Genomic DNA, 20,744 nt, shown 5'->3' with positions numbered 1-20,744 from the left:
TGAACGCCTTCCAGATCGCCTTCGAAGGCCGCCTGACCCCCACCAACCACTGAACGAGTTCAACAACCAAGATCAGCCGTTAACTGGACAGACCCGGCCAGCCATCGGTGGCCGGTCAGAGGTTCTTTCGTGTGCGGTTGGACAGGATCTCGTCGAAGAAGTCGGTGAGGGTGCTTCGGGCGATGTGTTCGTGTTGGAGTTCGTGTCCGCCGAAGCGGTAGACCTCATATCCGGTTGTCGTTTGCCACCGTCGTGGGACCACCACGTTGCCAGTCGTGGGACCACCGAAAGCAGTACAGAAGTGGAACGGGTTATCGCGCTGTTGATTGGCGGACGCCGCGTTCCCGAATGGCCAACATGCGGCGTGAGCGGGTATTCGTGCGAACTGTCGAGTCGGTTACTGTCGGCCGCGTGGATCTGCAGCCCCTCATCGATTCGTCCGAGCGGCTCACGCGTCGGGCCGAGTGGTTCATTTCGACGCAGTGTGTTCGTGGTGAATGTCCACGGTTGGAGGAGTATCGGGACCGGTGGTTCGAAATCGGGATTCCCGCAATGCAGGTCGATCGGGTCGTCGAGTTTCAGCGGCGGTGGGGTGGGCTGGTCCTGCCGCCGTCTCAGGACTATGAGGGCGGGCCTAAGATGCTGTACGCCGAGATGCCCGTCGACGCGGTCGAACGGGTCGGGTGGTTCGATGCGGGGACGCAGCGAGTATCGATGGCCTACTCGTTCTCAATCGGTCCCGCAGGAGAATTCGGTATCGACGGAGAGCGGTGGGTGCCGTTGCACGCGAGCATCGAAGGATGGATCGAAGCGCTTGCGCTAGCCCATCATGCGTCCTCCTACGCCCCGCGGATCAGCACGCTTCGCGGTGATGCGATCGACGAACTGCGGTTTAGCACCTTCGAACCCGTGACCGAGGTGCGCGGCCTGGCCGACACCTGGTGGCGAGGCCCGGATTCGCTGATCGCGATCCATACGGGAGTGGCCGAATGCTTCGACGCGCCACGGTTCCGCGTCGCCCGCGTCTACAGTGGTCTCGACGAATGGGGACTGACCGGAGGATGACGGTGGTCGTGCCGCGCGACCGCCACCGCGGATGCATCTGCACATCGGCATAGGTCGGCACGCGCTTGCAGGTACCGGTCGCGGTTCTACTCGATCTCGTAGCCATTGGCGATGTTGTTGAGCGCGAAGTCGACGTCCTTTAGGGCGCGCTGGATGGCTTCCTCTGACGTCGCAGGGCGGCGTGGTGTGGCCGCCCTGCCCTCACACGATGTTCACGTCGTCGAGAAATCGGACGGCATAATCCGCGTCACCGCGGATCCGTACGTCTCGATCACGCCAGGAGACGCGGCCTGTCGCCCATTCCGGGAATTCGCCGGACCAGCCCTCGATGGTCGCGGCCGCTGGACCGTTGGAGTGGCCTGCACTGATCGAACCACCAGGATGAACCCGCCAGATGCCGCCGCCCGGGCCACCCAGCACGATATCGAGCGGGTAAGAGAGCCAATGGGTTTCGGCGGATTCGAGTTGGTTGCTCAATACCGCGAACATCCAATCGAGCACACCGGCCATTCGGGCCGGGTCGGTCTCCGGGATCCGGCGATCCAATGCCGGAGCGATGTCGAATCGCAGATGGGTGTGGTGGTCGAACAGCATCGCGCCGGACAACAACATTCCAGCGGGGAAACGGCCCAGTTCGCCGAGAGGCAACGGCAGCCGGCCCAGGGGGGTGCGGGCCAGCGCTGTCGAGACGGTCGCCAAACACCGGCTCCACGTCTTGTACTCGGCGAACACACGCGCAGATGGCCACTCGCGGCGCTGATCGACGAATAGGTCATTGGTCCTCTCGATGTCGTCAGTGCGCATGATGGTCAGCAGTGCCGGAGTGAAGACTGCCCGGCAGCCGGAACCCAGATGCGCCACCACGTCGTGGACCCGCCAGCCCGCCGCCCGGCTCGGGATCCGCCACTCAGCCTCGTCGAGTTCGCCGCAGAAGAGCACCATGTCAGCGCGTTCACGGCGCAGGGCGGCTGCCAGTTCAGGCGTTTTCATAGTCGAATCCTCCTAGCCGTCATGCATTCGGGAAGCACCCCGGATACCACTCCTGTTCCTGCTTGATCGCGCCCGGCGTGATGTGGTCACCGTCGAATTTCACCGAAGAATTTTCGCAATTCGCTCCAGCCTTACCGCTCGGGTTGCCCGGCACCGTCGAGGCGCACCAGCCCCACTTGGTGTCGTAGCGGCCTCCGATCGCGGTGCACGCCGCAAGCCGAGGCTGTTCGAACAACTGGTCTGCCTGCGCCTGGCTTGTCGCGGCGGCGGCCGAAGAGATTGCCGCTGATGTGGCCGCCGCGGAGGCGGACACCTGGGAGTCGGCGGCGTTGTCGCACTTCTGGATCGCTTCGTCGGCGATCGCGCGTGCCTGCGGCGGCGGGGCGCCCACGTCATCAGCGAAGTTCTGGTCGTACCATGGGTGTCCGCTGTTGTCGCCGGTCGCCAGGTAGTGCAGGAGCTGCTGGCCGAAGTCGCACTCTTTGTGACGGGCCGCGACCAGACCGTTCGCGGGTCCGGCAGAGGTAGGAGACGCCGGCAAGGTGGATACCGGCACTCCCGGGCAGGCGAAGATCGGGGTGCCCGGTCCACACGCCGGTCCGCTGTTAGAGCTGTGATGCGAGCATCCGGTGATCGCCGCGGCAACCACGAATACGGTGCCGACCAGCACCGCGACACGCAGATTCATTGAATACCCGATCTTTCGAAGGTCGTGCCTGCCCTGGGCCGTGGCTCAGCCTAGCTAGGCCGCCCTCAGTCATAGCGAAACCGCTTGACGTGACTTTTCTCGAAAGCGGACCCCACACCCCAGATACTGCGCGACCAACCGCACATGCTCGGTGCGGGTCTTCGCGCGACGGCCGTAGGAGCCGATCTCGACCGGATCCCGTCATGGTGGTCCTACGTTCACCCGACATGGGTGAACGGAGCTTCCGCCCCCCAGAGAGGGGCGGCGACGCTCCCGCGAGGGAGCCGTGCCCAGAGGGCAGCAAGAAGGCGTCCAGACGGGCGCCTTCAGTGCTTTTTCCGGGAGACCGCCACCGCGCCCTTCCCTTATCGGCGGTCGGAAACGGGATTCGGCAGGTGGAAACAGGAATCGCGTCGGGTGGTCGAGTCGCGGGATATCGTGATGGGCATGGCATCGCATGAGCCCACACCAGCGGTCGGTCCCGCGCTGGTCGCGCCGAGGACCCCGGAAGCGATCCGTGACGCCCTGGTCGGCTCGGAGCGTGCCGAGTTCGAGCGCCGCTACCGCGAGGAGATGACCGCGGCGGCGGAGTCGTTGAACCTGACCGGTGTGCTGGCGGTGCTCGCGGGGTGGCGTGAGATCGCCGACCTCACCCAGCGCCAGGGCGCGGCCGCGCACGAGCGGATGCTCGCGGTGGTGGCCGACCTGCAACAGGGCGAGCCGGTCCCGACTGTCGGCGCCGCCGACGCTCGCGCCGTGATCGCGGCCCGGCTGGCCCGATAACCGCTTGTACTCCTAGGGGCAGACCCACGAAGTCGGGGAATCACTCGCGGCGATGCCGGTCGAGCTGCTGAGGCCCTTCGCCGAGCTGATCGCCTTCCTCGAACTCACTCCCTGGGCCGGTCAGCCGTATCAACCCGGCAATCCCGACGGCAACTTGCGCAAGATGGTCTTCGGCCCGAACAACGAAGCCCTGACGACGTATCTGATCCTCGAGGAACAGCGCCGCGTCGTCACTGAAACGCAACCTGATCGCGGTGCTGCTGGCCTTCTCCACCAACCTCGGACTGACCCGAATGGCCGAGGCATCGGGCATCTCCTCGAGATTCTCGCCTGGACCTCGGAATGGTACGTGCGGGAGGAGACGCTACGCGCGGCGAATCTGACGCTCATCGGCTACCACCAAAGTCTGCCGCTCACAGCTGTTTTCGGTGCGGGCACGCTGTCCTCGAGCGATGGCCAGCGGTTCCCCACTCGCGGCAAGTCGATCACCGCCAGGGCCTTGAGCCGCTACTTCGCCAATGAAGGGCTCAGTACCTATACCCACGTCACCGACCAGCACGCCACCTACGGCACCAAGGTCATCGTCGCCACCAAACGCGAAGCCCACTACGTACTCGACGAAATCCTCGGCAACGCAACCGACCTGCCGATCACCGAACACGCTACCGACACACACGGTGTCACGCTGGTCAACTTCGGGCTGTTCGACCTGCTCGGGATGCAGCTCTCGCCGCGCATCCGAGACCTGGGCCGCATCACCTTGTATCGACCGGGGCCACGCGCCGCCGCCGAGTCACGGTTCCCGCACGCCGGGCCGCTGCTGACACGGAAGTTGAACCTGGATCTGATCGCCGAGCACTACGACGACCTGCTGCGGCTGGCCGGATCGCTGAAGTTCGGACACGCCACCGCGTCCCTGCTGGTCGGCAAGCTGTCCGCATCCGGGCGGCAGAACGCCCTCGCTGCCGCGCTCAAAGAGTACGGATCGCTGCGCCGCACGATCTACGCCGCGAAGTATCTGTCGGATCCGGACTATCGGCGCAAGATCTCCCGCCAGCTCAACAAGGGCGAATCCCTGCACGCCCTGCGCCGCGACTTGCTCTGCGCACGAGGGCATGATCCGCGCCCGGCATCTGGAGTCCCAGACCGAACAGGCGTGGTGCCTGACCTTGGCCACCAACGCCGTGATCGCCTGGACCGCAGAGTATTACGGGCTGGCGGTGGAGCAGATGCGCCGCGCGGGGCGGCGCATCGACGACGAGGTGCTCGCGCACGTCTCGCCCGCACACAGCGAGAACATCAACTTCTTCGGTGCCATTGAGGTCGACATCGACGCCGAACTCGCCCAGCTCGGGCCGACCGGTTACCGCCCGCTGCGTGTGCGCGACACCCTCTTCTGACCTCGACCCGATGCTCATCCGTCGTTCATCAACGGCCTGTACCCAGCCGAGCAGTGCAGCGTTCGGGGCGATCTCATTCATTCACTGCAAAACCTGTTGGCGAACCACAGCGACCACTGTTACCTTTCCGGAGGCCGTGCAAGAGACCGAGGAGGTGGTACCCGTGAACGCAGTATCGACATGGGTGCTCCCCTCGTGGGTCATGGTCGGGCGATAGGTCGTCGTCCGGGAGCGCCGTTCACCAGCACTCCCGAAAGGCACTATCGTGCAATTCCATTCCGAAAACCGCCTCGACGACGACAACGTTCCCGAGCGCGGTGTCACCGCCGGTGACGTCTCCGACCGCCGGTCGCCGTCCTCCGACACCGATCGCACGCCCCTCACGTTCGACGTGATCATTGCCGGATGCGGACCAACTGGTGCGATGCTGGCCGCCGAACTGCGTCTGCACGATGTGCGGGTGCTCCTTCTGGAGAAGGAAACCGAGCCCGCGTCGTTCGTGCGCATCGTCAGCCTGCACATGCGCAGTCTCGAGCTGATGGCGATGCGCGGTCTGCTGGATCGCATTCTCGAACACGGAAGGCGGCGTCCGGTCGGCGGCATCTTCGCCGCCATTCCCAAACCTGCGCCCGAGGGCCTGGATTCCGCGTACGCCTATCTGCTGGGCATCCAGCAGCCGGTCATCGTTCGCCTGCTCGAAGAACATGCGATCGAGAACATCGGCTCGATCCGGTTGTACCGGCCCGATGACGCGGGCGCCTACGGTGAACTGGGGCCGGTGCTGACCCGCCCGATCCGCTGGGATCTCATCGCCCAGCAATACGACCAGATGGTCAAATACGCCACCGCCCTGCGCCTGGGCACCGCGGAATCGGAGTCCATCCTGCGGCGGTTCACCCGTGGCGGCCCGAAACACCCCACCTATCAGGCGCTCGAGGAACTAGGCCGGGCGGTCCGCACAATCTTCGCCTGCGAATACCTGGCATCGGAAGACCTCCGCCGGGAGATCAACAGCGGATTGCAGGTGGTGGAGAACTGGAACTCCGCCAACGGAGTCGTCTTCTACGGCAAGGACTCCCAGCTCACCGGTGCCGACCGTGAGCACGCCGAGGTGTCCATGCTCGCCCTGCACCTGCTGCAATCGGCGCTGGTGCACATCAATACGCTACTGCTACAAGCGGTTTTGGAGGATCCCGAGTTCCACGATCTGGTCGGCGACACCGAACGCCGGGCGATGTCGCCGCTGTTCTGGTCCAACATCAACCCCTACGGACGATTCCGCCTCGACATGAACACTCGCCTGGACCTGGCCCGACCGCCCGCGGCCTAACCGACGACGCCGCGTCGGGGATGTTCTCACATCCGATCGAGATCGCCGGTGGGGCCGATCTCGCTGGGCGGGTCCATATCGGCGATCAGGTCGATTCGGCCGCCCGGGTGCGGGTGGCGGTCGGTGTCTCACCGGTGTGCCGGCGATAGATGCGCCGGAAGGCGGCCGGATCGGCGTAACCCACCGCGCCTGCGATCGCGTCGACGGATTCGCGGGTGGTGGTGAGCAGGGTCGCAGCCTGCCCGACCCGCAGGCGATGCACGTACTCCGTGGGGGACACGCCGAGGCGGTCGCGGATGCGCCGGGCCAGGGTGCGCGGCGAAACCGCTGCGGCCCTGGCCAATTCGTCGAGCGAGAGCTGCCGGTTCAGGTTGGCGTGCACGTGCTGCTGGACCGCACGCACCACCGGGTCGGTGGCCCGTAGATGCTCGAGCACCATGTATCGCGACTGCGACATGCGTGCATCGAGCACCAGATAGCGGGCCACCTGCTCGGCGAGGGCACCGCCGCCGAGGCGGGCGACCAGCGTCAGCAGCAGGTCAGCGTGGGCGAAAGCCGCACCGGCGGTGAGCACTTCGCCGCTGTCGACGACCATGCGATCAGCGCACACGGTGACATCGGGGAAGCGGCGGGCGAACAAGGGAGCCAGCCACCAGGTGGTGGTGGCGGCGCGGCCCGACAGGAGTCCGGTGGCGGCGAGCACGAAGGTGGCCGAGCAGGAAGCGGCCACCGTCGCGCCGGAATCGGCGGCTCGCCGGATGATTTCGACGGCCCGCACCGTTTCGAGCCGGGCCAGCAGTTCGTCGACGCGTGCTTCGCTGGCGGCGGATGGACCCGGTATCACCAGGACGTCGCCGGTTCCGAACTCGACTGAGCCGAGCGGGGTTTCGGTATCGACACCGATGAGTCGCCTGCCACCGGATCGGACCGGTGACCCGTCGAGAGATACGACGCGCTGCCGCAGCAGCCCGCCCGGTATGTCACCGGCGAGTCCGGCGGCCGTGTCGACGACGTCGATTCCCAGGCCGAGCGCACCCTCGAGCACACCGTCCAGGGCGAGGTGGGTGATCATGTGGCGAAATTAGACCGAATAGTGGCGATCTCGTCAATGGCGGTGTGCTGACCTGCTGCGGCAGGGTTTGTGTGTGCAGCAATCTCTCCCGCAGGACTCCCGCGACGATGACCTCGCCGATTTCGCACGCCGGTCGATCACGCTCGACGGGGTCACGCGCACGGTGTATGTCAGCGGCGCCGGACCGGCGGTCATCGTGATGGCAGAAATGCCCGGCATCAGCCCGGATGTGGCTCGTTTCGCCCGCTGGGTGCGTGAAGCCGGGCTCACGGTCTACCTGCCCTCTCTGTTCGGCCGCGACGGCGCCTATCCCGAGGCCGAGGCCGGTGTGGAGGTCTTCAAACGCGCCTGTGTCAGTGCGGAATTCCGGGCCTTCGGCGCGGGCAGATCCAGCCCGGTGGCGGTATGGCTGCGCGCCCTGGCGGTCCTTGCACACGACGAATGCGGCGGTCAGGGCGTCGGCGCGTTGGGTATGTGCTTCACCGGCAATTTCGCGCTCACCATGATGCTCGAGCCCGCGGTGCTGGCGCCGGTGCTGTGCCAGCCGTCGCTGCCGCTGGACGAGCCCGGCGGACTGGAGATCTCGCCCGGCGAGCTGGCGGCGGTGCGGGAGCGGCTCGATCGCGAGGATCTCGTGGTGCGGGCCTATCGTTTCGAGGGTGACCGCTTCTGTACCGAGCAGCGTTTCACCGCCTATGCCGCAGCGCTGGGCCCGCGCTTCGCGTCGCGGGTTCTGCCCGCCGATGCCGCAAATCCCAGTCCGCCGCCGTTCTTCTCACAGATAGTCGGCTGCCAGCACAGTGTGGTCACCGCGCATCTGGTCGATGCGGCGGGCGAGCCGACCGCTGCAGCCCGCGACGAGATCATCACCTTCCTCGTGGCACGGCTCACCGATGCCGAGGTTTCATCGCGGTGACGCGAGGACGAACCACAGTAGGTCGAAGGGACCGACTCCAGTCCATGGGCCCGAATTCGGCGATCATGCCGAGCGCATGCCGGGCGTCCGAGAATGCCCGGCGTTCACCTGTCGAAAAGCAGGTTTCACGCGGGCATCCCTGCCGGTTGGCACCCTATGCTGTGACGCCGAGATAACGATGCAGCGAGGCCTTCGGTATCCCGGTCTTGGCGGCGATCTGGGCCAGGGATTTGCCTTCGCGGCGCAGTAGCCGGGCGTAGTCGATTTTGTCGTCGGGGTGCGCGTTCGGTCGTCCAATGCGGCGGCCCTTGGTCTCGGCGACAGCGCGGGCGTGGGCGGCGCGTTCGGCGGCGAAGGTGCGTTCCATCTCGGCGAACAGCGCCAGCAGCAGGAAGGCGATGCGCCCCATGCCCTCGTCGGCAGTGTTGATGGGCAATGGATCAGCCAGAGACCGTACCCCGATCCCGCGATCGGCCAGGTCGTGCACGAGGTTGAGTACCTCGCGGAGGTTCCTGCCGAGCCGGTCGAGGGTGTAGACGACGATGGTGTCCCCGGAACGTGCGTAGGTCAGCAGCTTGCTCAGGCCGGGGCGATCGACGGTGACGCCGGTCTTCTTGTCCACGAAGATCTGATCGTCCGGAATGCCGGCAGCGGCGAGCGCATCGAGTTGGCGCTCGAGGCTCTGTTTGGTCGTGGACACACGTCCGTAGCCGAGATCGAGACCACCGGTCCGGTGCTGCTGTGTGTTCGACATGGGCGTGACTGTACCGGAAATTGTTGCCGTACTGTCCTTTTGGAACGATATTAGTGGAACGACTTCCGGAACGGTGGGTGTTCCCGTCCGCCCTGTTCGAGTGTCGGCGACAGGGATCGATCGCACTCGATCGACGGTCGTTCCACTTCCAAGGAAGTGGAACAGCCTTCCGATGGGATACATCAGCCACGCGGGGGCAGTGTCACCGGCCGCCGACTGCCCGCAAATCCCTACTTTGCACTTCCTGACAGCTTCAGGATTCCGGGGCCGCCACGAGGCGCACGTGTTCACTGCGCGTCTGCGCACGGCGGCCGTATGAACGAAGCTGCGCCGCATCGACATTCAACTGCTCAGCCAACCGAGCCACCGCTACCGGCGGCGCAGCAGTCACCCTGTCCGGGACAAACCCGAGCCACGGCAGACTGCACAGGATCACGGCCAGGCCCAGACGCACACTCACCCCTCGCCCCTGCGGCGCGACGAACGCCAAATCCGCGGGGCTGAGAGTGAAGTACCGGAACAGCTCCTCGCGGCTGATCTCCGGGAACTCCCGAAGACGCTGCAACTCCTCGTCCGCGAATACTCGCGTCGCCACGAAACCAGCCCTCCGGCACGCCGACCAACCTCAACGGCAGCCAAGCCAAGCACTAACCACCCCACCCCGCACCCGGAACCGGCGAATCACCCCCTACCAGAGCACATCCCTAACTTCGTTGGATTTTCGGCGATTACTACCGGAACCCCAAGACACAACACCTGTCGGCGAAGATGCCCACGGACCGCGGTGACACAGCGCCGGACGGACCCGTATGCCGACTGACCGTGCCGCGCCCTACGCTCATGGCAATCGCGGCGGTATACCCGCTCGACGATGCCGGAGATCAGAGGAGCGCAAGATGAACACCACGGTGGCACGGACCGGATTCGCGACGGCGGCGGCAGCGCTGCTGCTCACGGGGTGTACAGATATCGAAAGGGCGCTCAACCAGGGTGGCGACACCCCGTGCAGCGAATACGTCACCCAGGATGCCGATACCAAACGGATGACCATCACCAAATTCGTCAAGCAGCAGACCGGCGCCGAACAGGAGCCGTCGGGCACCGTGGTCGACGCGACGATCGTCACCGTCGACGTGATGTGCGCGGGCCAGCGCAATGCCCAGACGCCGATCAAGAATGCCGACGTCGCAGGGATCTTCATCGTGAAGTAGCGGCGGCCACTCGCCCGGCGGATCCGGGTTCGTGCAATGGTCGAGCAGGGGCCGCACCGTCTCGGCATGGCCCATGTGCGCGGCCATCGACAGAGCATTCGACTCCGCTTCGACGCCCTGGGCCGGCATGTGAGCGAGGATCTCGGTTCTGCCCCAACTATATGGCGACGCAAGCGGATCCGAGGTTGATGCCGGTACCGACATCGACCGTCTGCCTGGCCTGAGCCGACGCGTTCGGCTGGAAGGCGTAGATGTAGTGGATGTTCGTCGAGGACGGGGTCCATGTCGCCGTGGCGACGCCACCCGAGGGCATCGCCTCGGCGAAGCCGCTGGGGCCCTGACCTTCCTCGTAGAAGAAGACCGGCTGGCTGTCGTTGTCCACCGTCACGGTCACGGTATAGGAGCAGGTCGTTCCGTAGCGGTGTGTGCCGATGGCGAACCCGGGCGCGATCGCGATGCCGGTGACGGTCGCCGAGGCCGGCGGCGCGACCGATGCGGTCACGCTCGCGACGACTCCGAGTGCGGCCGTGCCTGCGGCGATGCGAATTGCATTGGTGGATGCGAGCATTCGAGTCATGTGTAGAGATCTCCTCCAGTTCGTTGCCGGACCTACTGGATGACAGCGCAACCCTGAGTCGAGGAGAGGCCGCACGATACTTGCGCGAGTAGGCGCAACAGCGCCTCGATCGGATTGCTCGGGATGGCGATGGGATTGACCATGGTGCTTCCTCACGACGATGGAGCCTTGTCATCCTGTGCACCGGCCGCGGCGTGGGTGACGTTACGCCCCGTCCTGCCCCAAGAATCAGGGGCTCTTGCCGTGTCACACACGAACAGACCCCGGGGTGTTTCGCGGCGGAACCAGCGAAAACCACGCGCTCGCCTCAGCAAACCGGAACACCATCGCCTCGGAACTCTACGACCGGGCCGCGCTCCCAGGCGGTAAAGTCTGAGACGGTGAACACACGACCATCGCGAATGCGCGTGGATCTGTGTGTCGGAGGCGCGAATTCGGGAGTCGGCTCGGTGAGTGCGGCTTCGGCCGCGACCGCAGACATGCGGCGCGGCACGTGAATGTCGATTCAACAGCACTGACGATGGGGTTCACGAGGTGGCACTGCTCCGCACCCTCACCCAGCAGCGGGCGGAACTCGAGAAGGAATGGGTCCGGTGGACGACGAGGTCGCACACCGCTACCCGATCGACCCCGGAAACTCCGCTGCTACGCACCGAGGTGGCGCAGTCCTGGCGGCGTTGCCTGCACACCGTCGACCCCGGCTGCACGGGCGCGCCGGGACTCGATGACGTCTCCGATCGGTGGGCCGCGTCTCCGTTGCGCGCGCCGATCACCCAACTGGGCGACCAGTTGCGCGGCATCGCCGAGGATGCCGGATTCGTCGCGGCCGTCACCGATAACGACGGCACCATCGTGTGGACCTGCGGTGACCGGGTCATCCGCCGGGAGGGCGAATCGGTGAACTTCGCGCCGGGGGGATGCTGGGACGAAACCCATATGGGTACCAATGGGTTAGCGCTTGCTTTACATACCGACCGGCCGGTGACAGTGTTCTCGGCCGAACATCTGGTGGCCGTACTGCACGGCTGGGTGTGCTACTCCGCGCCGGTGCACGGACCGGACGGCCGCCGACTGGGTGTACTCGATCTGTCCAGCCGCTGGGAGCGATCCCATCCGGCGATCATGACCTCGGTGCGCGCCCTCGTCACCGCCGCCGAAACCCTGCTGCGCGCCGCGGGGCCCGGACCCGAACCCGGAATCCGGCTCGAATGTCTCGGTACCGCACGGCTGTTGCGCGACGGCAGGCCGATACCGCTGCCGCCGCGCCAACTGGAAATCCTCACCCTGCTCGCACTCGAACCGCACGGGTACACACCGGAGCAGTTGCATGCCGCCGTATACGGCGACCGTCCGGTCTCGGCCAGCACGCTCAAAGCCGATGTCTCCCATCTGCGCCGCGCCACCGGCGGGGAGATCGCCAACCGGCGTTACGCGCTGACCGGTCCGCTGTCCTGCGACGCGGTGGATCTGCTGGCGGCGATCGAATCCCGGGATACCGGTGCCGCGGTCTGGCTCTATCGCGGCCCACTGCTCCCCGGCTCCGACACACCGGGCGTGGCGGAGTGGCGCGACTACCTCGATGTCGGGCTGCGCAATGCGGTACTCGCCAGCGACCGGCCGGAACACGCCGTGACCTTCGGCGAGAAGGCGCCCGGCGATGTCGAGGTGCACGAGCACGCGTTGCGCCTGCTCGCTCCCGCCGATTCCCGCCGGGCGCTCGTCGCGGCCCGACTGCACGCCGCGCTGCGCGGCTGAGCACACCGCTCCCGCCAACCCCGCGCCCGCCAACCCCGCGCCCACCAACCTCGCGCCAACCTTCGCGGGCAATAGTGGCCTGATCAGCAGATTCCGCGAGGAGCGTGCGCCATGATCTATGCCAAACCAGGGGCCGACGCGAGCATCGTCGGCTACGCCACCCGCTACGACAACTTCATCGGCGGCGACTGGGCGGCCCCGATCGAGGGGCGCTATTTCGACAACCCCTCCCCTGTCGACGGCGAAACCTTCTGCACGGTGGCCCGTTCCACCGCCGCCGATATCGATATGGCCCTCGAGGCCGCGCACCGGGCCACCGATACCTGGGCGGCCACCTCACCCGCCGAGCGCGCCGTCATTCTCAACAAGATCGCCGACCGTATCGAGAACAGCCTCGAACCGCTCGCCGTCGCCGAGACCTGGGACAACGGCAAACCCGTGCGGGAGACGCTGGCCGCGGACCTCCCCTTGGCCGTCGATCACTTCCGCTATTTCGCGGGCGCGATCCGCGCGCAGGAGGGCAGTATCTCCGAAATAGACGCCGACACGATCGCCTATCACTTCCACGAACCTCTCGGCGTGGTCGGGCAGATCATCCCATGGAATTTCCCGATACTGATGGCGGCGTGGAAGCTCGCGCCCGCCTTGGCGGCCGGGAACTGCGTCGTGCTCAAACCCGCCGAGCAGACTCCGGCGTCGATTCTGCTGGTCATAGAGCTGATCGCGGATCTTCTTCCCCCGGGAGTCCTGAACGTGGTCAACGGATTCGGTGTGGAGGCGGGCAAACCGCTTGCCGCCAGCCCGCGGATCGCCAAGATCGCGTTCACCGGGGAAACCACCACCGGTCGTCTGATCCTCCAGTACGCCAGCGAGAACATCATTCCGGTGAGCCTGGAATTGGGCGGCAAGAGCCCCAACATATTTCTGCCCGACGTGATGGCCGAGGACGACGAGTACCTCGACAAGGCCGTCGAGGGTTTCGTGATGTTCGCCCTCAATCAGGGCGAGGTGTGCACCTGCCCGTCACGGGCGCTGATCCACTCGTCGATCTACGACGAATTCCTGGCTCGATGCATCGATCGGACCAGGGCGATCCAGGGCGGCAATCCGCTCGACGACACCACCATGATCGGAGCGCAGGCAAGTAACGACCAATACGAGAAAATACTGTCCTACATAGATATCGGCAGGCAGGAAGGCGCCCGCGTGCTCACCGGAGGGGAAGCACGCAAGGTCGACGGACTGCCCGGCGGTTACTATATCCAGCCGACGATCCTGGAGGGCACCAACACGATGCGCGTCTTCCAGGAGGAGATATTCGGGCCGGTGGTGTCGGTGACTCGTTTCGACACCACCGAGGAAGCGGTCCGAATCGCCAACGACACCCTCTACGGCCTCGGCGCCGGAGTATGGACCCGGCACGCCGACACCGCCTACCGCATGGGCCGGGCGATCAAAGCGGGGCGGGTCTGGACCAACTGCTATCACGCCTATCCCGCGCACGCGGCCTTCGGCGGGTACAAGAAATCCGGAGTCGGACGCGAGAACCACAAGATGACGCTGGACCACTACCAGCAGACGAAGAATCTCCTCGTCAGCTACTCCCCCATCAAGCTCGGATTCTTCTGACGCGGATGCGCCGTCGAGGCGCCCGACGACGGAACATCCGGTCCCGGCCGCTGACCGACGAGCAGAACGCGGCGCTCGAGGCGGGGCCGCCGCCGAGCACCCGAGCCGAACGGCGCACTCGAGACCCGGCGATATCTCCGCATTCGGCTGCGTATGCCGCGTATTCGGAGATATCGTCCGCCACGCCGGCCGACTCGCCGCAGACCGAGTCGGCCGGCCCCGCGGGACGGTGACCGCGGGACGGTGACCGCGGGACAGACACCGGCCCGGCGACATCGAGTCCGCACACGATCGTCGGCCAGCCGCCCTCGAGGGCCTGCCACCGTGACGACCGGACGCCCGCGTCCCTGTACCGGGAACGACTCGCCCAAAGCGCGGCAGCAGCAACGGAGTATCTGCTGTCGGCGTATATCGCACCACCTCGCCGATGTGTTCGATTCTGCGTAAGGCATTACGATGCAACACAACTGACGCACACACCTCTCCTCTCCCGCCTGAACACGGGAGTATCCAAGGCGGATTCGTGATGACCACAAACCGAACCACAGCTCGGCCGGGCCGAGCCCGCACGGTCCGACTCGGTGAGATCCGGGTGAGCTATGTGCCGGACGGCGCGGCGATCCTCGACTCTCGGTCGTGGTTTCCGAGCGCTGCCGACAACACGTGGTCGAGGCATGCCGACTGTCTCGACCACGACGGGAACTTGGTGGCGTCCATAGGCGGGTTGCTGGTGCAGACCCAGGGACGCGCGATGCTCATCGACGCGGGTCTCGGACCGATCAGCGCCGCAACCCCATTCGGCCCCATCGCCGGCGGCGCGCTGCTGGACAATCTCGCGGCCATCGACTTCGATCCGAACACGATCGAGACCGTCGCCATCACGCACCTGCACCTGGACCACGTCGGCTGGTGCTGGCAGATGGATCCGCAGCGGCAGGCACTCCCGTTTCAGAACGCGGAGATCCTTGTCTCCGAAGTCGAGTGGTCACACCCCGAACTCGCGATCGCCGGTGAGGCCGCCGCGGCCATCGCTCTCGAGGTGATGGCGCCGCGAGTTCGCACCATCGTCGACGGGGAAGAGATCTTCCCCGGGGTCCGTGCTGTCGCGCTCCCTGGCCACACCATCGGCCATATGGGCTACATCATCTCCGGTGGCGGCCAACGACTGATCGCCTTCGGTGACGCGCTGCACTCGCCTGCCCAGATATCTGATCCGGGGATGTGCTCGGCCGTCGACTACGACGACGCGGTCGCTGCGGCGCAGCGACGCAAGCTGGTCGCCGAACTCGCCGAGCCCGCAACGATCGGCTTTGGTGGGCACTTCGGGGACGCTCAGTTCGGGCGCGCCGAAATGCATGCTGCTGGAGGTGAATACACCTGGATCCTCGCGTAGCCGGGATGAACCGGGCGGTTCCCGGTCAGGTGGAGATGCGTTGTACCTGTGTCTTGACGTTCGAAGGGGTTCGTTCATGCGTGTTCTAGTTACCGGAGCCAACCGTGGCATCGGCGCCGCCATCGCTTCCCGCCTGGTCAAAGAGGGCCACAACGTATGGGGCAGCCACCGCGGCGACACGGTGCCCGACGGAGTAAGGCCCGTAGAGATGGACGTCACCGCTGACGCTTCCGTAGATCAGGCATTCCGTCATATCGAACAGACCGATGGGCCGATCGAGGGACTGGTCGCCAACGCCGGCATCGTTGACGTGAAGCTGATCCTGCGCATGACCACCGAGGATTTCAGCCGGTTGGTCGACACCAACCTCACCGGCGCCTTCCGGGTAGCGCAACGCGCCAGCCGGGGCATGAGTAAAGCCAAGTTCGGGCGGATGGTCTTCATTTCCAGCGCCGCGGGCACCGAAGGTATGCCGGGCCAGGTCCACTACGCCGCGGCGAAAGCCGGTCTGGTCGGCCTGGCGCGATCGCTGGCGAAGGAACTCGCGGGACCGAAACGAGATTTCACCGCCAACGTCATCACACCCGGCTACACGAGCACCGACATGCTCGCCGCGGTCCCGGCCGCCCTGCTCGAGGCCGAACTCGCGACAATCCTGTTGGGGCGCATCGGCAAACCCGAGGAGGTTGCCGGTGTGGCCGCTTTCCTGCTGTCGCCCGACGCCGCCTACATCACCGGCGCGGTCATCCCGGTCGACGGCGGCATCACGCTCCGGTAGAGCCCGAGGTATCGCCGCGGCGAAACGGCGGGGACGTCGCGGCGATATCGTTCGAATAATCGGAGGCCGCGCCGAATTTCGCGGCCTCGGCGGCGACAAACTTCTCTATGAATTCCGCCGCGACCGACTTCTCCGCATATACCCGCCGAGATGTTCGGCGCAGAACCGATGAGCCTGCCTCCGCACTGCTCGGCCGGCGCGCGGCCGGTGGCCGAGGCCGCACGATTCGGCACAGGAAACGCGCCGGGCGCCCGGCGCGGCTCGGGCAATCCCGGTGCGGCCCGGGCGAAGTAGCCTGCCGCGAACGTCAGGCCGATGATCTCCCAACGCGCCTTACCCGTTTTCGGCCCGCACCACATCCATGTGGGCTGCTCGGGCGCGGGTATCATTACCTCCTACTTGTCAGTAACCGCACCACACACAAAGTTCTTCGTTCGGCCGCGCGCATCGCACGCGCTCCACTACATATCCTTCGACGCCGTGTCAATTCGACTCGAATTAACCGGAACCATGCGGCAATCGCAGCCCCCGTAGGTTATTTTGTCCCAATGTTCAATGCGAGGCCCGGTGTCCGTGCCCGAATACTCGCGATCGCGTTGGTCCCGAGCTTGGTTCTGCTTGTTATTGGTGTGGGTGCCTCCGGTTACCTCGTCGAACGAGGCAGGCATGCGGAGGAGTGGGCGGCCGCGATGTCGGCGATGTCGATTCCGTCAACCGATATGGTGCGCGCCCTTCAGTTGGAGCGGCAGCTCACCATCGCCCGGCTCGCCGGTGACGAGTCCGTGACGCCGGCTATCGCGGGTGCGCGCGTAGGGCTGGACTCCGCGATCCGCACCGTCTTCAAGGCATCCGGTCCCCTGATGAAACTCGGCTTGGGCAAAGTCCAGGCGGAGGATGACTTCGAGACCAACTCGGGTCTGCTCGAGAACATCGCCAAGGCACGCGTCGGCATCGATGCGGGCGTGATGTCCGCGCTGGATGTCTACCGGATGTACAACCGTCTGGGCGATATCGTCACCAGTGGCGGCCGGTTGACCATGCGGACCGCGCCGGATGCCGAAACGGCGAGCCAATTGAGCGACTCCAGCAAGCTGCTCTACGCGAGCGAGGCGCTCGCACGCAGCAATACCATCGGATTGGCGATAGCCGCCAGCGAGGAGCCGTTCGCGGTCCCGCTGGAGGAGTTCCAGTACGAGATGGGCATGTACCACATGCAGATCACCAACCTCGCCTCCGACACCGACTTCTTCCAGCGCGAACGCGCCGAGAAGTTGATGCGGAGCCCGGCCTGGCAACAGGTGACGGCGATGGAGAACGCCCTCGTCCAGCGGAGTTCGGCCCAGGCGAGCGGCGCTCGGACCACCAGCCTGCCCGCGCTGCCGCTCAGCACGCAGGAATGGCAGGCCGCCGCCACCCAGATCAACAACGAGATCATCGACACCTGGGTGTTCCAGAACAACAAAGCGCACAAACTCGCCGAGGATATCGGCAACCGCAACGCCTCGAACTCGCTGTGGGCGGGCGCGGGCGTACTTCTCGTCAGCGTCGCGGCGTTCCTCATCGCGCTGCTGTTGGCCAACCGGGTCATCCGCAGGCTCAAGCGACTTCGCAACGAGACGCTGACCCTGGCCAACGACCGACTGCCGGACATGATGCGCCGACTGCGCAATGGCGAACCGGTCGATCCCACTGCCGAATCGGGCAACCTCGACTTCGGACACGACGAAATCGGTGAGGTGGCCACGGCGTTCGAACAAGCGCATGCCGCCGCCGTCGAAGGCGCCGTCAACGAGGCGCGCACCCGCGAAGGCGTGAAGCTGGTCTTCCTCAACATCGCCCACCGCAGCCAGATCGTGGTGCACAGGCAGTTGGAGATCCTCGACGAGGCCGAGCAACAGCAGGAGGATCCCGCGCTGCTGGAAACCCTGTTCCGGCTCGACCATCTAGCCACCCGCGAACGGCGCAACGCCGAGAATCTCATCATTCTCGGTGGCGGACAGCCCGGCAGGCAGTGGCGCAACCCCGTTCCGCTGGTCGATCTGGTGCGCTCGGCGGTCGGGGAAACCCTCGACTACGCGCGCGTGCGGGTGGCGCGGCTGCCCGAGACACATGTCGTCGGCACCGTCGTCGCCGACCTCATTCACCTGCTCGCCGAACTGGTCGACAACGCGACCACGTTCTCGCCCCCGCAGTCCAAGGTCGAAGTGTCCGGCAACGTGGTCGGCAAGGGCGTGGTCATCGAGATCAGCGACCAGGGCATGGGCATGCCCGAGGCCGAGCTGACCAGGATCAACGACATGCTGCGCAACCCACCGGATTTCGGCGTCGCCACGCTGTCGGTGGATTCTCGGCTCGGCCTGTTCGTCGTCGCGCAACTGGCGCTGCGCAACGACGTCTCGGTCCGGCTGTCGGACTCCGACTACGGCGGGATCCGTGCGATCGTGCTGCTGCCGACCGCGCTGCTGGCCTCGGGAGCGATGGCGGGTATGAGTGCCCCGCCCTCCGGCCAGCTGGATCCGGGCCGCAGACAGCGTCACCTCACGGCCGCAGCCGAATCCGCGGCGGCCGAACCGGAATCGGCGGTACTCACCGCAGCCCCGCCCGTCGCGTTGCCCGCGCCCCCGCCTGCTCCGCTGCCCGCCGCCCCGCCGCCGGCGCCGCCGACGTATGTGCCCCAGTCGTATGCGCCGCCGTCGTTTGCGCCAGCGCCGCAAGTGCAGCAGCCACCGGCGGCGCCACCCGCACAACCCCAGGCACAGCCGCTCGGGCCGGACGGCAGGCCGATGTTGCCGCGCCGCAACAGGCAGGCCAGTCTCGCACCCGAGCTGGCGAAGGATCCGACCCCCACCTCCACCCACCCGGTGGTGGAACGTGAACGTTCCGCCGAGCAGGCTCGAGATTTGATGTCTGCCATCGAGAATGGAACCCGGCAGGGCCGCCGTGCGCAGCTCGCCGACGATCAAGAACAGGAAGGCGACGGTGACCGCTCCCAAAACCGGTGATCTCAACTGGCTACTGGACGACCTGGTGGACCGGCTTGCCGGGGTGCGCCACGCCGTGGTGTTGTCCACGGACGGCCTGCTACTCGGGCGCTCGACCGCGATGAGCCGTGATGACGCCGAACATTTCTCCGCGATGTCCTGCACCCTGTACGGCTTGGCGCGCAGCGCCGGAGCCCGTTTCGAGGGCGGCGGCGTGCGGCAGGCGGTGATCGAACTCGATCACGCCGTACTGTTCGTGACCTCGGCGGGCGCCAATGCCTGCCTGGCGTTGCAGGCATCCGAAACAGCCAACCTCGGCATGGTCGCGTATGAAATGAACGTCACGGTTCAACGCGTCGGCACGTATCTCTCCACCCCCGCGCGCCTGCCATGACACGCCCGGGGGATCAGTGGTTCGATGACGCGGCCGGGCCGTTGGTCCGGCCGTACGCGGTGACCCGCGGCCGCACGATGGGCGCCGGGTATGAACTGGACATTCTTACCGTAGTGTTGGTCGCCGACAACGCGCCGATGCTGCGCCGCACCGAACCGGAGTATGCGCGGATCGTGCGGCTGTGTCATGTGCCTCAATCGGTGGCCGAGGTGGCCGCTAACCTGAAACTCCCCTTGGCAGTGACCAAGATCCTCGTCGGTGATCTCATCGGCGAGGGCCAATTGATTTTCCGGTCCCCGATGCATTCGGAGACCGGAACCGGTGATCTCAACGTATTGCGAGCGGTTCTGGATGGCATCCGAAAACTTTGACCCGGCCCGGCAGAATCCGGGCCCGGCTCCACATTTGGCAGCGTCGGTCAAAATCCTCATAGCCGGCGGCTTCGGCGTCGGCAAAACGACTATGGTCTCGGCGATCAGTGAGATCGCGCCACTGCGCACCGAGGAACTCATCACCGAGGTGAGCAGTGGCGTCGACGACCTGTCCGGCGTCGAGCAGAAGCACACCACCACGGTGGCACTGGATTTCGGTCGAATAACTATCGACCGGGATCTGGTGCTGTACCTCTTCGGTACACCCGGTCAAGATCGCTTCTGGTTCCTATGGGACGAATTGGCCCGAGGTGCGCTGGGTGCGGTCGTATTGGCCGACACCCGGCGACTGAGCAACTCCTTCGCCGCGGTGGACTTCTTCGAACGGCGAGGTCTGCCGTTCATCGTGGGCGTGAACTGCTTCGACGGTGCGCCCCGCTACACCGTCGACGAGGTGCGCGACGCACTCGACCTCGATCCGCACACTCCGGTGCTCTTGTGCGACGCCCGCCACCGGGAGTCGACCAAGAACGTGCTCCTCGTGCTGCTGCAGCATCTGATCGAGCTCGCGGGACGCGAACCCGTCTCCACCTGAGTGCCGTCACCTTCGTGACGAATCCGAGGTGGTGCGCGATCTCGCCTTCACAGGCGAGATCG

General features: G+C 65.8%; 19 protein-coding genes and 3 pseudogenes. 15 read left to right on the top strand and 7 right to left on the bottom strand.

The window, feature by feature from the left end:
- The first annotated feature begins 552 nt into the window (after nt 1–552).
- Nucleotides 553–1,065, top strand: coding sequence for a hypothetical protein (locus ABZS43_RS35570; protein ID WP_355040400.1), 513 nt, complete (start codon nt 553–555; stop codon nt 1,063–1,065).
- Nucleotides 1,066–1,266: 201 nt separating this feature from the next.
- On the opposite strand, the gene ABZS43_RS35565 is transcribed toward ABZS43_RS35570, so the two are convergent.
- On the bottom strand, nt 1,267–2,055 hold the full coding sequence (locus tag ABZS43_RS35565) for a maleylpyruvate isomerase N-terminal domain-containing protein (protein WP_355040399.1): 789 nt from the start codon (nt 2,053–2,055) through the stop codon (nt 1,267–1,269).
- 19 nt (nt 2,056–2,074) lie between these two features.
- Nucleotides 2,075–2,743, bottom strand: coding sequence for a hypothetical protein (locus ABZS43_RS35560; protein WP_355040398.1), 669 nt, complete (start codon nt 2,741–2,743; stop codon nt 2,075–2,077).
- A 417-nt stretch (nt 2,744–3,160) separates the two neighbouring features.
- Between ABZS43_RS35560 and ABZS43_RS35555 the strand changes: the two genes are divergently transcribed.
- Nucleotides 3,161–3,526, top strand: a complete 366-nt coding sequence (locus ABZS43_RS35555; RefSeq protein WP_355040397.1) for a DUF6247 family protein — start codon at nt 3,161–3,163, stop codon at nt 3,524–3,526.
- Nucleotides 3,527–3,566: 40 nt separating this feature from the next.
- Here the strand turns inward: ABZS43_RS35555 and ABZS43_RS35550 are convergent, their stop codons facing one another.
- On the bottom strand, nt 3,567–3,839 hold the full coding sequence (locus ABZS43_RS35550; protein WP_355040396.1) for a hypothetical protein: 273 nt from the start codon (nt 3,837–3,839) through the stop codon (nt 3,567–3,569).
- Here ABZS43_RS35550 and ABZS43_RS35545 point away from each other — a divergent pair.
- The 3 genes and pseudogenes from ABZS43_RS35545 to ABZS43_RS35535 form a co-directional block, all read left to right on the top strand.
- Nucleotides 3,760–4,926 (top strand): annotated as a pseudogene (locus ABZS43_RS35545) (transposase); the annotation flags it as partial. The gene ABZS43_RS35550 and the pseudogene ABZS43_RS35545 overlap by 80 nt on opposite strands.
- Nucleotides 4,927–5,317: 391 nt before the next feature.
- Nucleotides 5,318–5,638: pseudogene (locus ABZS43_RS35540) on the top strand (FAD-dependent monooxygenase); the annotation flags it as partial.
- Nucleotides 5,618–6,256 (top strand): Tn3 family transposase, encoded by a 639-nt coding sequence (locus ABZS43_RS35535; protein WP_355040401.1) that lies wholly within the window; start codon nt 5,618–5,620, stop codon nt 6,254–6,256. The pseudogene ABZS43_RS35540 and the gene ABZS43_RS35535, both read left to right, overlap by 21 nt.
- An 85-nt stretch (nt 6,257–6,341) precedes the next feature.
- On the opposite strand, the gene ABZS43_RS35530 is transcribed toward ABZS43_RS35535, so the two are convergent.
- Entirely contained in the window at nt 6,342–7,328 is a 987-nt protein-coding gene (locus tag ABZS43_RS35530) for a helix-turn-helix domain-containing protein (RefSeq protein WP_355040395.1), read from the bottom strand.
- Between the two features lie 73 nt (nt 7,329–7,401).
- On the opposite strand from ABZS43_RS35530, the gene ABZS43_RS35525 reads away from it, so the two are divergent.
- Nucleotides 7,402–8,244, top strand: coding sequence for a dienelactone hydrolase family protein (locus ABZS43_RS35525; protein WP_355040394.1), 843 nt, complete (start codon nt 7,402–7,404; stop codon nt 8,242–8,244).
- A gap of 154 nt (nt 8,245–8,398) precedes the next feature.
- Here ABZS43_RS35525 and ABZS43_RS35520 read toward each other — a convergent pair whose 3' ends face one another.
- Together ABZS43_RS35520 and ABZS43_RS35515 are read right to left on the bottom strand one after the other, a co-directional pair.
- Nucleotides 8,399–8,998 carry a recombinase family protein gene (locus ABZS43_RS35520; RefSeq protein ID WP_355040393.1) on the bottom strand — a complete coding sequence of 200 codons (600 nt, stop codon included), beginning with the start codon at nt 8,996–8,998 and terminating at the stop codon, nt 8,399–8,401.
- Between the two features lie 268 nt (nt 8,999–9,266).
- A pseudogene (locus ABZS43_RS35515) lies at nt 9,267–9,593 on the bottom strand (DUF4158 domain-containing protein); the annotation flags it as partial.
- Nucleotides 9,594–9,894: 301 nt separating this feature from the next.
- On the opposite strand from ABZS43_RS35515, the gene ABZS43_RS35510 reads away from it, so the two are divergent.
- A complete protein-coding gene (locus ABZS43_RS35510; protein ID WP_355040392.1) occupies nt 9,895–10,209 on the top strand; it encodes a hypothetical protein in 315 nt (104 codons plus the stop codon).
- Between the two features lie 157 nt (nt 10,210–10,366).
- Here ABZS43_RS35510 and ABZS43_RS35505 read toward each other — a convergent pair whose 3' ends face one another.
- The gene (locus ABZS43_RS35505) at nt 10,367–10,786 is read right to left on the bottom strand and encodes a hypothetical protein (protein WP_355040391.1); all 420 of its coding nucleotides are present in this window, start codon (nt 10,784–10,786) and stop codon (nt 10,367–10,369) included.
- A gap of 534 nt (nt 10,787–11,320) precedes the next feature.
- On the opposite strand from ABZS43_RS35505, the gene ABZS43_RS35500 reads away from it, so the two are divergent.
- From ABZS43_RS35500 to ABZS43_RS35465, 8 genes are all read left to right on the top strand, one after another.
- Nucleotides 11,321–12,541, top strand: coding sequence for a transcriptional regulator (locus ABZS43_RS35500; RefSeq protein ID WP_355040390.1), 1,221 nt, complete (start codon nt 11,321–11,323; stop codon nt 12,539–12,541).
- A 111-nt stretch (nt 12,542–12,652) separates the two neighbouring features.
- Nucleotides 12,653–14,170 (top strand): aldehyde dehydrogenase family protein, encoded by a 1,518-nt coding sequence (locus ABZS43_RS35495; RefSeq protein ID WP_355040389.1) that lies wholly within the window; start codon nt 12,653–12,655, stop codon nt 14,168–14,170.
- 526 nt (nt 14,171–14,696) lie between these two features.
- A complete protein-coding gene (locus ABZS43_RS35490; RefSeq protein ID WP_355040388.1) occupies nt 14,697–15,563 on the top strand; it encodes an MBL fold metallo-hydrolase in 867 nt (288 codons plus the stop codon).
- A gap of 76 nt (nt 15,564–15,639) precedes the next feature.
- A complete protein-coding gene (locus ABZS43_RS35485) occupies nt 15,640–16,341 on the top strand; it encodes an SDR family oxidoreductase (RefSeq protein ID WP_355040387.1) in 702 nt (233 codons plus the stop codon).
- A 698-nt stretch (nt 16,342–17,039) separates the two neighbouring features.
- Nucleotides 17,040–19,343 (top strand): nitrate- and nitrite sensing domain-containing protein, encoded by a 2,304-nt coding sequence (locus tag ABZS43_RS35480; RefSeq protein WP_355040386.1) that lies wholly within the window; start codon nt 17,040–17,042, stop codon nt 19,341–19,343.
- On the top strand, nt 19,321–19,716 hold the full coding sequence (locus ABZS43_RS35475; RefSeq protein WP_355040385.1) for a roadblock/LC7 domain-containing protein: 396 nt from the start codon (nt 19,321–19,323) through the stop codon (nt 19,714–19,716). The genes ABZS43_RS35480 and ABZS43_RS35475 overlap by 23 nt, the downstream gene beginning before the upstream one ends.
- On the top strand, nt 19,713–20,087 hold the full coding sequence (locus ABZS43_RS35470; protein WP_355040384.1) for a DUF742 domain-containing protein: 375 nt from the start codon (nt 19,713–19,715) through the stop codon (nt 20,085–20,087). The genes ABZS43_RS35475 and ABZS43_RS35470 overlap by 4 nt, the downstream gene beginning before the upstream one ends.
- A complete protein-coding gene (locus tag ABZS43_RS35465) occupies nt 20,068–20,682 on the top strand; it encodes an ATP/GTP-binding protein (RefSeq protein WP_355040383.1) in 615 nt (204 codons plus the stop codon). The genes ABZS43_RS35470 and ABZS43_RS35465 overlap by 20 nt, the downstream gene beginning before the upstream one ends.
- Nucleotides 20,683–20,744 lie beyond the last annotated feature (62 nt).

Source organism: Nocardia sp. NPDC005366 (assembly GCF_040606855.1).
Classification (GTDB): domain Bacteria; phylum Actinomycetota; class Actinomycetes; order Mycobacteriales; family Mycobacteriaceae; genus Nocardia.
The sequence above is the reverse complement of the archived record's forward strand: the minus strand, read 5'-3'. Positions and strand labels throughout refer to the sequence as shown.